16 protein-coding genes are annotated in these 14,646 nt (G+C 65.0%); 9 read left to right on the forward strand and 7 right to left on the reverse strand.

Features of this window, described 5'->3' with window-relative positions:
* Positions 1–30 precede the first annotated feature (30 nt).
* The 3 genes from ACZYW1_RS19650 (at position 31) to ACZYW1_RS19660 (ending at position 3,095) form a co-directional block, all read left to right on the forward strand.
* Positions 31–1,392, forward strand: a complete 1,362-nt coding sequence (locus tag ACZYW1_RS19650) for a sensor domain-containing protein (RefSeq protein WP_463788152.1) — start codon at positions 31–33, stop codon at positions 1,390–1,392.
* A gap of 187 nt (positions 1,393–1,579) precedes the next feature.
* Positions 1,580–2,242 (forward strand): sensor domain-containing protein, encoded by a 663-nt coding sequence (locus ACZYW1_RS19655; protein ID WP_463788153.1) that lies wholly within the window; start codon positions 1,580–1,582, stop codon positions 2,240–2,242.
* 112 nt (positions 2,243–2,354) lie between these two features.
* Positions 2,355–3,095, forward strand: coding sequence for a sensor domain-containing protein (locus tag ACZYW1_RS19660; RefSeq protein ID WP_463788154.1), 741 nt, complete (start codon positions 2,355–2,357; stop codon positions 3,093–3,095).
* A 22-nt stretch (positions 3,096–3,117) separates the two neighbouring features.
* On the opposite strand, the gene ACZYW1_RS19665 is transcribed toward ACZYW1_RS19660, so the two are convergent.
* The 6 genes from ACZYW1_RS19665 to ACZYW1_RS19690 are packed head-to-tail and all read right to left on the reverse strand — an operon-like array spanning position 3,118 to position 8,717.
* Positions 3,118–4,188, reverse strand: coding sequence for an ABC transporter ATP-binding protein (locus tag ACZYW1_RS19665; protein WP_463788155.1), 1,071 nt, complete (start codon positions 4,186–4,188; stop codon positions 3,118–3,120).
* Positions 4,189–4,191: 3 nt separating this feature from the next.
* Positions 4,192–5,034, reverse strand: coding sequence for a carbohydrate ABC transporter permease (locus ACZYW1_RS19670; protein WP_463788156.1), 843 nt, complete (start codon positions 5,032–5,034; stop codon positions 4,192–4,194).
* A complete protein-coding gene (locus tag ACZYW1_RS19675) occupies positions 5,025–5,966 on the reverse strand; it encodes a carbohydrate ABC transporter permease (protein WP_463788157.1) in 942 nt (313 codons plus the stop codon). Before ACZYW1_RS19675 ends, ACZYW1_RS19670 begins: the two co-directional genes overlap by 10 nt.
* Positions 5,963–7,324: an ABC transporter substrate-binding protein gene (locus ACZYW1_RS19680; protein WP_463788800.1), complete on the reverse strand. Its 1,362-nt coding sequence runs from the start codon at positions 7,322–7,324 to the stop codon at positions 5,963–5,965. Before ACZYW1_RS19680 ends, ACZYW1_RS19675 begins: the two co-directional genes overlap by 4 nt.
* Before the next feature lie 38 nt (positions 7,325–7,362).
* Positions 7,363–8,160 (reverse strand): ketosteroid isomerase family protein, encoded by a 798-nt coding sequence (locus tag ACZYW1_RS19685; RefSeq protein ID WP_463788158.1) that lies wholly within the window; start codon positions 8,158–8,160, stop codon positions 7,363–7,365.
* Complete coding sequence (locus ACZYW1_RS19690; protein WP_463788159.1) at positions 8,157–8,717, reverse strand: isochorismatase family protein; 561 nt, start codon at positions 8,715–8,717, stop codon at positions 8,157–8,159. Before ACZYW1_RS19690 ends, ACZYW1_RS19685 begins: the two co-directional genes overlap by 4 nt.
* A 212-nt stretch (positions 8,718–8,929) precedes the next feature.
* On the opposite strand from ACZYW1_RS19690, the gene ACZYW1_RS19695 reads away from it, so the two are divergent.
* From ACZYW1_RS19695 to ACZYW1_RS19705, 3 genes are read left to right on the forward strand one after another with little or no spacing between them, the layout of a single operon-like run.
* On the forward strand, positions 8,930–10,201 hold the full coding sequence (locus ACZYW1_RS19695; protein WP_463788801.1) for a glycosyltransferase family 4 protein: 1,272 nt from the start codon (positions 8,930–8,932) through the stop codon (positions 10,199–10,201).
* The gene (locus tag ACZYW1_RS19700; protein WP_463788160.1) at positions 10,195–10,926 is read left to right on the forward strand and encodes a class I SAM-dependent methyltransferase; all 732 of its coding nucleotides are present in this window, start codon (positions 10,195–10,197) and stop codon (positions 10,924–10,926) included. Before ACZYW1_RS19695 ends, ACZYW1_RS19700 begins: the two co-directional genes overlap by 7 nt.
* Positions 10,913–11,989: a prenyltransferase gene (locus ACZYW1_RS19705; RefSeq protein WP_463788161.1), complete on the forward strand. Its 1,077-nt coding sequence runs from the start codon at positions 10,913–10,915 to the stop codon at positions 11,987–11,989. The genes ACZYW1_RS19700 and ACZYW1_RS19705 overlap by 14 nt, the downstream gene beginning before the upstream one ends.
* Here the strand turns inward: ACZYW1_RS19705 and ACZYW1_RS19710 are convergent.
* Complete coding sequence (locus tag ACZYW1_RS19710) at positions 11,986–12,663, reverse strand: class I SAM-dependent methyltransferase (protein ID WP_463788162.1); 678 nt, start codon at positions 12,661–12,663, stop codon at positions 11,986–11,988. The two genes, ACZYW1_RS19705 and ACZYW1_RS19710, sit on opposite strands and share 4 nt — an antisense overlap.
* A gap of 55 nt (positions 12,664–12,718) precedes the next feature.
* On the opposite strand from ACZYW1_RS19710, the gene ACZYW1_RS19715 reads away from it, so the two are divergent.
* The 3 genes from ACZYW1_RS19715 (at position 12,719) to ACZYW1_RS19725 (ending at position 14,643) form a co-directional block, all read left to right on the forward strand.
* Positions 12,719–13,393: an O-methyltransferase gene (locus tag ACZYW1_RS19715; protein ID WP_463788163.1), complete on the forward strand. Its 675-nt coding sequence runs from the start codon at positions 12,719–12,721 to the stop codon at positions 13,391–13,393.
* Positions 13,394–13,514: 121 nt separating this feature from the next.
* Positions 13,515–14,096 (forward strand): TetR/AcrR family transcriptional regulator, encoded by a 582-nt coding sequence (locus ACZYW1_RS19720; protein WP_463788803.1) that lies wholly within the window; start codon positions 13,515–13,517, stop codon positions 14,094–14,096.
* Positions 14,097–14,127: 31 nt separating this feature from the next.
* A complete protein-coding gene (locus tag ACZYW1_RS19725) occupies positions 14,128–14,643 on the forward strand; it encodes a DUF6328 family protein (RefSeq protein WP_463788164.1) in 516 nt (171 codons plus the stop codon).
* The last annotated feature ends 3 nt before the right edge of the window (positions 14,644–14,646 follow it).

Here is a 14,646-nt window from a genome sequence, read left to right on the forward strand (position 1 = left end):
CCCGCTTGGTACGACGAGAGGACCGCACCGATGATGCTTGGACGACGGCGTCGATCCCTGGCGGTGGCCAGCGCCGCGGCAATCATGCTGGGGCTCGCGGGTTGTGGCACTCACACGACAGCCGGCGTTCCGGTGCAGGCCAAGAAGGTCACTTCCGAGCACTCTCCGGACGCTGCTCCCGAAAGTCCGGCCCCTCCGCCAAAACCCTTGTCTGCCAACAGCATCAAGAACCTTCAACTGTCGACCGAAGACGTCGAGGAGTTGGCCGGACTGCCGCTCGACAAGCGGACGGAATACGCGTCGCCGGGAATGGCCGCGAGTGACTACGACAAGCCGGAATGCTCCTTGGCCATGGGCATCACCAAAGATGCCCTCGGAGAGGGCGAGTTCACCGCTTACCGCGGGGCGCGCAGCGAAGGCACCAAGGGCGACAGCCTCATCGGATCGTTCACTCAGCACGTCGCCACATTCGAGACCGCCGAAAAAGCCAGCGAATTGTTCCACAATGCCTACAAGACGTTGGGCAAATGCAACGGAACAACAATCTCGCGCAAATCGAGTACCACGGTGTGGAAGTTGATGACTCCCGGCCCATTCGACGGTGATTCGGTGAAGTTCGCTGAACTTCAGCAGACCGACCAGCAACAAAATTACGGATGGCGTTGTGATCACCAAGCACGTGTCAAGAACAATGTCATCATCGAAGCATTCTTGTGCGCGTGGGCGAATGGCAGTCCGGCAGCGGCCGCGGCCGTCGATCAGATCAGCGCTCGGATTCCACCTCCGGACAAGCCCGCCCCCAAGGCGCCGTCGGACTTTCTCGGTCCCGACAAAATCAAGTCCGTCATCGTGGGCGTTCCGCAGGTCAGCAAAATCCTCGGCGCGAATTTGGGCGCAACCGGCACGTACTATTACCCGCCGGACCCCCTGGATTACGGCGACAAGTCGCATTGCAGCCCGCTCGTCGGCCTGAACACGTCGTCGTTCGGAGCCAACGTCGAGTACACCGCATTTCGCGAGACCGACTCACGGGAGTCCAAGGACAGTTTTCAGCACATCGTCGACCAGAAGGCCGCCACCTACGTGGATGCCGGCGCGGCGTCGGCGGCATTCCAGAACGCGCTGAAGGGCCTGGTCGGTTGCGACGGCGCTCGAGTGCCCACCCCACAACCCGACAAGCAGTGGCAACTGCCCAACCCTTCGATCAACGGCAACTCCGCGCAGTGGGCGGTCATCGAGCTCACCAAGGGCCAGCCTGACACGTGGCGCTGTGCCGTCGACTTTCGCGCGCAGAGCAATGTGCTGCTGGCCGCCAAAGTCTGCCAATACGGCAATCCGGCGGACGTCGCCCGGCAGGTTGCCGACGAGATGGCCGATTCGATCCCCAAATAGTTCGATCACCCGTGGGATGAACGCCGCCAGGCGAGTGTCTCGGACGTGTTGGCCGAAAGTTTCGCACAATGTGCCCGCGAGCTGCGGGAATGGTCGCTAGGCTCCGTGTCGCGGGGCGTCCGAATTGGTGCGGTAGGTCGGTGCGCGTGGCCGTTAGGGTTTGAGATCAAAGGAGGTAAGTATCTCGATGAAACGCGAACTTCTCACACTCGGCTGTGCCGGGCTCACTGTGCTGATGGGTGCGACGCCGACAGCGGTGGCTGACTCGTCGGCCGCTTCGGTCACCGGATCCAACATCGACTCGGTCCTGCTGTCCGCCGACACCGTCGGCGACATTCTGGGCACCAATCTGCCGGTCCAACTCAAAGGCAAGCGGCCGTCCAAAGAAGTGCAGCTCGACCAACACCAGGAGTGCGCCCCGCTCATCACCCAGGGCACCAAGTTCTACGGTTCGGACCTGAATCTGTTCCGTATCAACATGTTCGAGGACGACAAGGAATCGCCGGACTACATTGTGCTCCAGTCCGTAGCGACTTTTCCGGACGCGCAAACCGCGCGCAGCGTGTTCACCAAGGGCATCGAGCCGACCACCGGATGCAATGCGGTCGTGGTGGTGACCGAGAGCCCCAACAAGCCGTCATGGCAGCTCTCCGCGCCGAAGGTCTCCGGCGACGACGCGAAGTGGCATCAAGGCCAGCTGTATCAAGGCGATCCGATCGGGTGGAACTGCTACGTCGACCTGCATGCCGCCGAGAATTCGATCCTGCGGGCCCAGGTCTGCCAGATGGGTAATGCGGGGCCGGCGGTGAGCCAGATGATGGACCAAATGGTGGGCGGACTCCCGTCTTGAGTCGCGACGAAGTCAACCGCCGAACGCAGGATTTGAACGAAATGAAAGGGCCGATTCAATGAAGCGGGTCAAACTTGTCTCCACGTGTGCGGGCCTCCTTGTGCTGACCGCCGTGGGCTGCTCTCACCCCAAGAACGACGAAGACACCATCGATCCGACGGTCAACAAGCCGGCGCCGACGGCCACCTCACAGCAGGCGGCAGCGGGTGATCCCACCGCTCCGGCAGCCGCGCCGTCCTCGACACCGGCCGCCCCGGCCACCCCCGCACCGCCGGCGATTGTCGTGCCGGGCAAGGTGGACGCGCTGCTGCTACCTCTCGACGAGACCGGCGGAATCATCAGCGCGACACTGAATTACGAGCAGAAGTTCAAGACCCCGCTGCAGCCGTACGCCCTGGGCAACCAATCGGTGTGTGCATCGCTGTTCGGACTCAACACCACGGCCGTCGGCAACGACTTCACCACCTTCCGCGCGCTGCGCCAGCAGGAGAGCAAGGACAACTTCACGCACGTCGTGGAGCAGGAAATAGCAACCTATGCCGATGCCGCCACCGCGACGGCGGCGTTCCAGAACGCCTTCAAGTCCGTGGACCAGTGCAACAACGTCACCGTGCACCGGCCTACCGACAATGCCGCCACCACATGGCAATTCCAGGTCCAGAACGGCGATCCCGCCAGCGCGAACTGGCACAACACCGAGCTGACCAACAACAACGCCGACGGCTGGGGTTGCTCGCACGGTGCACGGGTGAAGAACAACGTGATCTACGCGGCCCGGGTGTGCCAGCGTGGCGACACCGGCGCCGCCGTGCCCACCATCTTGGACCGAGTCGGGACGCTGATTCCCGCCTAGCGCGTCGTCGCGGTCGCCGGCGTCAGAGCAGCCGGCGACCGTCGACACCGAAGAAGTGCACGTGCTCCGGTTGCGGTTCCAGGCGAATCCGGGCACCCCGCTGCGGCGGATCCTGACCGTCGACCCGGGCAACGATCTGGTGATCAAATGCGCTCTCGGCCGCGGTGATCCGACCGTACAGGTAGGCGTCCGCGCCGAGTTCCTCGACGACGTCGACCTCCATCTCGACCCCGGTTGCACCGATCTGCAGATGCTCCGGCCGAATACCGATCACGAGCTCGCCTGTCGCCGTGTCGATTCCACGCGGCACCGCGATCGACCAGTGACCCAGCGCGATGTGCTGATCGACGACGGGAACGGTCAACAGATTCATCGCCGGCGATCCGATGAACTCCGCGACGAACATGTTGGCCGGGTTGCGGTACAGCTCGCGGGGCGCCGCGCACTGTTGCAGGACGCCGTCACGCATCACCGCAACGCGATCGCCCATCGTCATCGCCTCGACCTGATCGTGGGTGACATAGACAGTCGTGGTGCCGAGACTGCGCTGCAGCCCGGCGATCTGATTACGCGTCTGCACCCGTAATTTCGCATCCAGGTTCGACAGGGGCTCGTCCATCAGAAAAACCTGGGGCCGACGGACGATCGCGCGGCCCATTGCCACCCGCTGACGTTGGCCGCCGGAGAGCGCTTTCGGCTTGCGATCCAGATAAGGCTCGAGGTCGAGTAGTCGAGCCGCGGTCACCACTCGCTCCCGGATCTCGCTCTTGGGCACACCGGCGATCTTCAGCGCGAAACCCATGTTCTGCGCGACCGTCATATGCGGGTACAACGCGTAGTTCTGGAAGACCATCGCGACGTCGCGGTCCTTCGGATCGTCATCGGTGACGTCGTGGGCGCCGATCAGGATCCGCCCGGAGTCCACCGTCTCCAGCCCCGCGATCATCCGCAAGGACGTGGTCTTGCCACACCCGGAAGGCCCGACCAGCACCACGAATTCGCCGTCGCCGACGCTGAGATCCAAGCAGTCGACCGCGGGCCGGGCGGCACCGGAGAACCGCCGCGTCGCCTGTTCGAACGTCACCGGGGCCACGCGCTAGCCACCCAGTCCGGTCACGGCGATGCCACGAATGAAGGCACGCTGGGCGATCGCGTACACCAGCAACAGGGGCAGCAGAATCAGGATGGACGCCGCCATCAACACCGGCCATCGCGATACGTATTCACCCTGCATCCGCACCAGTCCCAGCGTGAGTGTCGCGATACTGCTGCGCTGAATCATCAGCAGCGGCCAGAGGAAATCGTTCCAGACATTGACCCAGGTGAGCACCGCCAGCACCATCACCGCGGGCTTTGCGTGTGGGAGCAGTACGCGCCAATAGATCTGCCACGGGGTACAGCCGTCCAGGATCGCCGCCTCTTCGAGTTCGTCGGGCAGCGTACGGAAGAACTGCCGCATCAAGTAGGTGCCGAACGCACTGCCGAACAGGCCCGGCACGATCATGGCCCACGGTGTATCGGTCAATCCCGCGATACGCATCAAGATGAACTGCGGAATCACCGTGACCGTCAGCGGGACCATCAGGGTGCCCAGATAGAGCACGAACAAGGTATCGCGTCCCCGAAATCGCAACCGCGCGAACGCATATCCGGCCAACGAGCAGAAGAACACCTGACCGGCGCTGATACAACCGGCATACAGCACCGAGTTGAAAAACATCCGCCAGAACGGCATGACGGCGAAGACCTCGCGATAGTTCGACCACTGCGGATCCGCGGGAAACAGTGTCGGCGTGCTGATCTCACCGGTCCGCTTCAGCGAACCGGATACCGCCCACAGGATCGGGACGAGAGCGCAGGTGGCGATCACGGTCAACGCGACGTACACCGCGACACCGCGAACGACACCGGGTTTGATCACCCGCCCGGCTACGCCCACGACGTCTCCTCCTGGGCTGCTCGACGACGTCCCAGTCGCAGCTGCACCACGGTCAGCACCAGCAGGATGGCAAACATCACCCATGCCAGAGCGGAGGCGTAGCCGAATTCCAGGAACGCGAAGGCATGTTGGAACAGCATGATGCCCAGGACATAGGTGGCCGTCTCCGGGCCCCCGTAGCGTCCGGTGAGGACGTAGACGAGGTCGAACGCCTGAAACGCATGGATGACCGAGATGACGACGACGAAGGAGACCGCTCCCCGGATCAACGGCACGGTGATCGACACGAACTGGCGGAGCTCCCCCGCACCGTCGAGCCGGGCCGCCTCGTAGAGGTTTTCCGGCACGCCCTGCATCGCGGCCAACAGGATGACCGTCGCGAAAGGCACGCTGCGCCAGACGCTCACGATGCACAGCGACGTCATGGCCCACTTCGGATCCACCAACCACGGAATGGGACTTATCCCGACCCAGCCGAGGACGATGTTGAGCAGACCGTTGTTGGTGTTGAAGACGAACTGCCAGACGACGGCGATCACCACCGACGACACTGCCAGTGGCAAGAAGATGACGGTACGAAAGATGGCTATGCCCTTGATTTTCCGGTTGAGCACGCCGGCCACCGCGAGGCTGATGAGAACAGTCGGAACGACCGTGCCCAGCACATACACAACGGTGTTGCGCATCGCGATGCTGAACAGCGGGTCTTCGGTGAAAAGGCTTCGGTAGTTGGCCAGTCCGACGAATTTTGCCGGGGTGAACATATCCCAGCTGTGCAAGCTCATGTACAGCGAGAATCCGAGCGGGAACAGCATGAACACGGCGACCGCGGCCAGGTTCGGCGCGACGAACAAGCGCCCGGCTCGGGCGCGTCGTGCCGACGGCCGGCGGCGTCTCGGCACGGGAGCGGCGACTGTGTCGAGCTGGCTCATGGCGTTCGGAGCACCTCGTCGATGTGGCGGGACAGCCCGTCGGACAGTGACGTCGCGGGGCGCGCACCGCGGAGCACGGGGCTGACGTTACGGTCCAGCAGCGCGGCGATCTTGGGCCAGGCGGGGGTCACCGGTAGACCCGCGGCATGAGCCGGCCCACCGGTCAGCACGGTGAGATTACCGATCCGCTTGTGCGCCTTGGCGAAACCCTCCGAATGAATGGCCGATTTCAGTACCGGGACGAACAGGCCCGATTCGGCGATCACCGCTTGGCCAACCGGCCCGGTGGCGAACTTGACGAACTTCCACGCTTGTTCCTTCCGGCTGCTACTCGACGCGATCGCCAGCCCGGTGGTCCCGATATTGGTGTGCGCGGCACGGCCTTTCGGCCCGGTCGGCAACACACCGAGATCGAAATCCAGGCCCTTGGCCCTGTCGAGGGTCTGGTATCGCCAATGCCCGCCGAATGCCATCGCCGCGTGCCCCGACGTGAATAGATCCGTCGTGGACATCGACTGCGCTTCCGACGCGGTGGGTGCGACGCGGTGGCGGTTGGCCAGATCGGCGTAGAACTGTATGCCCTCGATGAATGCGGACTCATCGAAATTGAGATGCGTCGGGTTGATCCGCGGATTCGACCACGGCACACCGTTGTTCATCCCGAAAATCAGGGCCGAGTAGTACGGAGCCCAGGTATCGACGAACCCCCACTGCGTGCCCCGGCCCGATCGGTCCCGCCTGGTGAGAGCCTTTGCTGCGTCCAGAAACTCGTCGAAGCTCCACGGCTGGTCCCACCGTCCGGGTGGTGGGCGCACACCGGCCTGAGCAAACAGGGATTTGTTGTAGAACAAGAAGTTTCCCGACCATTGCTCTGGAAAAGCGTACTGGCCTCCGTTGTAGCTGAATGTTTGATACAGCGAGGGCACGCTGTCAGCTGAGAGTTCGGCCGCGAACATCTTGTCGTGCGCCAGCATCGTGTTGAGATCGAGCAGTACGCCGCGCTCCGCCAACCCGGAGTAGGTGAACTCCCACGCCATCAGCACGTCCGGACATTTGCCGCCGGCGCAGTAGATCGACACGTGTTGCAACGCGTCCGGACCGGACAGCAACGTGCGCACTTTGATGTCGGGGTGGCTGCGCTGGAAGGCGTCGACAACACGCAGCCTGGCCTCGGCCTCCTCGGGATTGGCCGCGAAGAAGAACGTCAGAGCATCATCGTCCTGGCTGCAGGCGGCGGTCGGCCACGCCGCCACCGACGCCGCGCCGATCGCGCCGGCACCGCGCAGCAGTGTCCGCCGATCGAAAGGTCTACCGCGACCAAGGGTGGTGTTCGTGGTGTCTCTCCGGCTCGCAGTGATGGATGCCTGCTTCACAGGTTGCGTTTTCAGTGGGGGCGTCACTGCGGGAAGTAGCGCACCTGCCGAATCCCGGTGCCACGCCGCTCCACATCGGCGAACAGGACACCGCGCCAGTGCCCCGCCCCAATCGACGCAACGACGGTCGTCCCGGAGGCGATCACCTTCGTCGCCATAGCCCCCGGACATCGAGCGATGAGCTCGGCCACGTCGGAAGCGTCATCGTCGCCGAATGTGAGTGTCGCACCGGACAACAATGACTGCAGAGCGCCGAACCTGTCCCCTCGTCCCACCGCGTTCACAAATGTGTCGACCAGTGTTTTCTGCCGCGAGCCCACGCGCCGGAAGCCCTCGCCGAAGCCGAGCGCGCCGCGCAGGCCTTGATTGCGCATCAGACCCCCGGCCAACTGAATGCCGGCCGGCAGCGCCGATGCGCCGTTGCGCGCGAACTGCACGACCATCGCCGGCAACTCCCAATAGGCGCGCAGCCGCGCAATCTTCCAGTCACCGTCGACCCGGCTCAGGTCATAGCGCAGGAACGCCGGAATCGTCATGGTGACGCCCGAGCCCATCACAACCTCGAGTTCGAGATCGCGGATCACCGACGTGCCGCGCACGACGTCGAGGTCCCGACGGAACCCGATATCGCGTGGCCCGATGAACGTGTCGTAGAACCGGCCGATCTCGTCCGGGCCGGTGTGCGGCCGCGAGCCCACCGGGTCTTCGACACGACCGTCTTCGCTGAACAGACCCACCCAACCGGCGCGATCGTGCGCGGCGGCGGCGGCCGGCGATTGCTCCACAGCGGCCAGCAGTGCCGACTCCGTCGGGCCGGTCACCGGGCGGGCACTATCGCGACGCCCACGGCGCGGAGGGCATCGAAGGCCGCGGCGGTGGACTCCCGCTCCACACCCACCGTGAGGTCCGTCAGTACCCGGGTGGCGAAGCCCTGTTCCGTCGCGTCTTCGGCTGTCCGCCGCACGCAGTAGTCGGCGGCGATGCCCACCACGTCCAGGCGGTCGACATCCCTGCTCCGCAGCCAATCGGCCAGCGGCGTGCCGGTGTCGTCATGGCCGCTGAACCCGCTGTACCCGGCGTCGTAGGCACCTTTGCTGAAGACCGCCTCGAAGTGGCCGGTGTCGAGCGGGGAATGGAATTCAGCGCCGGCGCTGCCGGCGCGGCAGTGCGGCGGCCAGGACGAGATGTAATCCGGGTGAGCGGAAAAATGGTCGCCGGGATCGATGTGCAGATCCCGCGTCGCCACCACATGGTGGTAGTCGGCACCGTCGGCCAGGTAGCCGGCGATGGCACCCGCCAGGTCGGCCCCGCCGGCGACGGCCACCGAGCCGCCCTCGCAGAAGTCTCTCTGAACGTCGACGACGACCAGCGCGCGCATGACACCACGTTATCGCCGACCGGTCCGGTGCCCCTGTCACTGCGATGATTCGGCTGGGTAGGATCGCCATCGCCAGCGCCACGAGCAGCGCGTTGCATCAGGTAGTTTGTCAAACTATAGTCCAGACACGTGTCCAGAAAGTCCGTTGACGCGTCGCCCGAACCCTTCCTCGTGCCGGCTCTCGGCACCTCCACACCAGATCGGGCGTGAGTATGCGGATTGCGCTGTTGTCTTATCGCAGCAAGCCGCACTGCGGTGGCCAGGGCGTTTACGTACGGCACCTCAGCCGGAGCCTGGTCGACCTCGGACACCATGTCGAGGTGTTCTCCGGCCAGCCCTACCCCGAGGAGCTCGACCCGCGGGTGGTGCTGACAGAGGTGCCCAGCCTCGACATGTACCGCGAGCCGGACCCCTTCCGCATCCCGCATCCCCGGGAGATCCGGGATCGAATCGACCTCCTGGAATTGGCCGGCGTCTGGACCGCCGGCTTTCCCGAACCACGCACCTTCAGCCTGCGGGCCGCGCGGCTGCTGGCCGATCGGCACGATGACTTCGACGTCGTGCACGACAACCAGAGCTTGGGTGTCGGTCTACTCAAGATCGCGGCGAACGGCCTGCCCGTGGTCGCGACGGTGCACCACCCGATCACCCGCGACCGGGTGGTGGATCTGGCCGCGGCGCGCTGGTGGCGCAAGCCGACGTTGCGCCGGTGGTACGGCTTCCTGGCAATGCAGGAGCGGGTGGCGCGCAGCATCCCCGAACTGTTGACCGTGTCTTCCTCGTCGGCGACCGACATCTCGACGGACTTCGGTGTACGGCCCGAACAGCTGCACGTGGTACCGCTGGGCGTCGACACAGAGTTGTTCACGCCCGTGAGCGCGCCGCGAGTGCCTGGCCGCATCATGGCGATTGCGAGCGCCGACGTCCCGCTCAAGGGTGTCGGGCACCTGCTGCACGCCGTCGCCAAGCTGCGCCATGACCACGACGTGGAGCTGCAACTGGTCGCCAAGCTCGAGCCCAACGGCCCCACCGAGAAGCTGATCGCCGAGCTGGGCATCTCCGACATCGTTCGGATTTCCAGCGGACTTTCCGACAGCGAATTGGCCGGGCTGTTCGCTTCGGCCCAAGTTGCTTGTATCCCTTCGCTTTACGAAGGTTTTTCACTCCCTGCCGTCGAGGCGATGGCGAGCGGTACGCCGATCGTGGCGAGCCGGGCGGGTGCGTTGCCCGAGGTCCTGGGCGCCGACGGGGGCTGCGCCAGACTGGTCCCGCCCGGTGATGCGGCCGAACTGACCCGTGTCCTGGGCGAGCTGCTGAACTCCCCCGACGAGCTCGAACGGCTCGGTGCGGCCGGTCGACGGCGCGCGGTGGAAGTGTTCAGCTGGGAATCGGTGGCTGCCCAGACCGTGCGCGTCTACCAGCAGGCCATCGCCCGCGCCGGAACCGTCCGCGATCCGAATCCGGCGGTGGGCGAGCTGTGCTGACGGTCGACTTCGATCGACTTGGTGTCGGTCCGGGCACCAGGGTCATCGACGTCGGTTGCGGCGCCGGTCGGCACAGCTTCGGGGCATACCGGCGGGGTGCCGACGTGGTGGCATTCGACCAGGACGCCGGTGAGATCAGCGACGTCGCCACGATGTTCCGGGGCATGGCGGACGCCGGCGAGGTACCGGCGTCGGGTCGGGCGGAAGCCGTCGTCGGCGACGCGCGGTCGCTGCCCTACCCCGACCAGAGCTTCGACTGCGTGATCGCTTCGGAGATCCTGGAACACATTCCGGCCGACGACGCCGTCATCGCAGAGCTGGTCCGGGTACTCAAGGTCGGCGGCAAGCTGGCGGTCACCGTGCCGCGCTGGCTTCCCGAGCAGGTCTGCTGGCTGCTCTCCGAGGACTACCACAGCAACGAGGGCGGCCACATCCGCATCTACCGGGCGAACCAGTTGCGCGGCAAGATCACCGATCGCGGAATGACCTTCCTCCACACCCACCACGCACACGCCTTGCATGCCCCCTTCTGGTGGCTGAAATGTGCTGTCGGGGTGAATAAGTCGGACCATCCTGCCGTAGCCGCCTACCACAAGGTGCTGGTGTGGGACATGATGCAACGCCCACTTCTGACCAGGTTGGCCGAGTCGACATTGAACCCGCTGATCGGCAAGAGCGTCGCGTTGTACTTCGAGAAGCCGGTGTCTGCCGTTGAGCTGGTCTGAAATTCCGGGCGTCGACGGCGTCCTCTCCCCCGAGCAATGCCGTCAGACGGCGGAATCCATTGCAGCGCTGCAGTATCCGTCTGGAGAGATTCCCTGGTCCGATGGTGGCCACACCGACCCGTGGGACCACGTGGAATGCGCGATGGCGCTCACCGCAGCAGGCCTGATCGAACCCGCGCGACGCGCCTTCGACTGGTGTCGCCGCCGCCAGCGCGCGGACGGGTCCTGGCCGATTCAGTTGCGCGCCGGGGTGGTCGAGGACTCCAACAGCGACACCAACTTCTGCGCATACGTCGCGGTCGGCGTCTGGCATCACGTGCTGGTCACCGGTGACGCAGCGTTCGCGGCCGCCATGTGGCCAACCGTCCGCGCGGCCATCGATTTCGTGCTGGACCTCCAGCTCGAGGGTGGCGAGATCTGTTGGGCGCGAAGCCCTTCCGGCCCGCTGCCCGAGGCTCTGCTCACCGGCTGCGCGAGCATTTACCACAGCATTCGATGTGCACTGGCGCTGGCAAATCTGGTCGACTCGCCGCAACCGGACTGGGAGATCGGCCTGGGCCGACTGGGCCATGCGATTGCGGTGCATCCGTCGGCTTTCACCGAGAAGCCGCACCATTCGATGGATTGGTACTACCCCATCCTCGGTGGTGCGCTGCGTGGCAGCGCAGCGAAGGCCCGGATCGCCGAGCGCTGGGGCGATTTCGTCGTCGACGGATTGGGCATCAGGTGCGTCGACGACCGGCCGTGGGTGACCGGTGCGGAAACCTGCGAACTGGTGCTGGCGCTCGACGCGATGGGTGACCGCCAGGCCGCGCGGACCCAATTCGCCGCCATGCAGCACCTGCGGGAGAAAGACGGTTCGTACTGGACGGGGCTGGTGTTCAGTGACGGAAAGCGGTGGCCCGTCGAGCGCACCAGCTGGACCGGCGCCGCGGTGATTCTCGCCGCCGACGTGCTGTCACGCACCACCGCCGGCAACGGCATATTCCGTGGCACCGATCTGCCGCGCGGCCTGGAAAGCGACTACGACTGCGAGTGCGCCGCGAGTCAGTCGGATCGCTAAACCGGCTCCCCGGCGTCACCGTCGGTGCGCTCGAGCACCCGCATCGACCCGGTCGCCGACTTCTCCGTGAATGCACCGCTTTCCAATGCGCGGCAATAGATCTCGTACGGGGGCCGGCCGCCGTCACGCGGATCCGGGAAGACGTCGTGGATGACGAGCGCGCCCCCGGCGCCGACCCACTTCGCCCATCCGTCGTAATCCCTGCGTGCCGCTTCCTCACTGTGACCACCGTCGATGAACAGAAATTGCAGCGGCGAGCGCCAGCCCCGCGCCACCACACTCGACTTGCCCACCACCGCGACCACGTGGTCGTCCAGCGACGCCTCGTCGAGCGTGTGACGTAACGACGGCAGCGTGTCGAAGAGCCCGGTGACGGGGTCCACCAGCGATGCGTCGTGGTACTCCCAGCCGGACTGGTGCTCTTCGGAACCGTGGTGGTGGTCGATCGTGTACAGCACGCTGTCGCGCGCCCGCGCCGCTGCGCCCAACAGCACGGTCGACTTGCCGCAGTAGGTTCCGATCTCCACACCGACGCCGTTGTCGAGATAGCGCGTCGCCACGTCGTAGAGCACCTGCCCCTCGTCGGCGGGCATGAAGCCGGTGACCCGGTCGGCCAGCGCGAACAATCGGCTGGTGATCTGGTCGGAGGCTGCACTATTCGAGGAAGGCGTCATCGCGTGAAGGTTAACGCAATCGCGGATAAGGCATTCGCACCGTTAGACTTCGGTGATGTTCAACCGCTCGTTGAAATGGGTCTCACGTGGTGGCTGGATCACGAATTTGCGCCGCCGATACCCACCCGCGCCGCAGAAAGACCGGATCGAGGCCATTCTGGCCGCCAACCACGAGCGGCTGGGCCGGCAACCGATAGCCGCCGAATACGATCTGCCGGACGCCAGGTTCAGCCCGCGTGATGTCAGTTCGCCGTCTTTTCAGGGCGACCTCTACGCATGGCTGGTGACGCAGCGTCGACCGCAGACGATCGTCGAATTCGGTTCGGGCTTCGGCGTGTCCGGTATGTACTTCGCGGCCGGCCTCGAGGAAAACCAGTTCGGGCATCTGTACAGCTACGAGATCAACGAGGACTGGGCGCAGATTGCCGAACGTGCCATCGGCGAGGTGTCGGCGCGCTTCACCTTGACGCGGGGCGCCTTCGAAGACCACATTCGTGACCTTCCGGGACGAATCGACCTGGCGTTCGTCGACGGCATTCACACCTATGACTTCGTGATGAACCAGTGGCAGATACTCCAGCCGTTGATGGCACCGGGCGGTCTGGTGTTGTTCGACGACATCAGTTACGGCCAAGGCATGCGCGAGGCGTGGCTGGAGATCGCCGGCTCACCCCTCGTCGCGGGCGCCGCGGAATTCCGCAACCGACTCGGCCTGCTCGAGTGCGTCTGACCTGCCACTCGGTCCCGCGCGATTGACGTAGCCGGACCGTTGCGGCCGTGTTCGAGCGGCCAGGAATGCGCGCCGCGGCAACCGTTGCCGCCCCCACCGGGGTGTAGTAGTGTCCGGACACGTGTCCAACCCGGTGGCTCGGGAATCGACCAGACGTCGACTGACCGCCAAGCAGGCCGACACCGTCGACCGCCTCGGTAACGCTGCAATTGATGTTCTGAGCCGAGAAGGCTTCTCCGGCTTGACGATTCGCATGGTCGCTGCGGAGGCGGGCGTGGGCGCAGCCACGGCGTACACCTACTTCTCTTCCAAGGAGCACCTTGTCGCGGAGGTGTTCTGGCGGCGATTGGCGTCCAGTGCTGTCTCGCCGACCGATTCGCCGAACACGGCGGAGCGGGTGATCGCCGTACTGCGCCAGATCGCGCTGCTGGTTGCCGACGAGCCGGCGTTGGCCGGCGCGGTGACCAACGCGTTGCTCAGCACCGACCCCGAGGTCGAGCATCTCCGGTTGCGGGTCGGACGCGAGATACATCAGCGCTTGGTCACCGCCGTAGGCGATGAGCACAAACCTGAGCTGGTCGAATGCCTCGAGTTGCTGTACGCGGGAGCACTGGTGCGGGCCGGCATGGGCTATGCGTCGTATTCAGAGATCGCTGACAGGCTGGAGGCATCGGCGCGACTCCTGTTCGCCGAGAAGCCATAGCAAGACCCACGTGCTGGCATGATCGACGCTCATGGACGTCGTCGACCACCCTGAACGCGATCAGGCCTGGGACAGCACGGCGCGATCAGAGACCGAAACCCAACGGTTGGACCGCAATTGGCTGAGTCTGCTTCAGGAACTACGAGTCGTCCAGACCGGTGTTCAGTTGCTGACCGGCTTTCTGTTGACGCTGCCGTTCCAGCCCCGTTTCGACGTGTTGAGCACCACGATGCGTCTGGTGTATCTGGCGACGGTGGGCTGTTCGGTCGGCGCTACCGTCCTGCTGGAGGCGCCGGTCGGAATGCATCGCATGCTGTTTCGCCGCCACCGAACCCAGTTCCTGGTGTCGGCGGCACACCGGTTCGCCTACGCCGGACTGCTGTTGATGGGCTTGGCACTGACCGGGGTGACAGTGATCATTTTCAGCGCGGTGGCGGGCGCAAGCGCCGGCGTCGTCGCCGGTGCCTGCGCGATTGCGGGACAACTCGGATTCTGGGTGGTATTGCCGCTCTGGGCACGGCGCCGGGCGGTCCCACCAGGGCCGTAAGTC

Source organism: Mycobacterium sp. IDUB_36, from assembly GCF_055419225.1.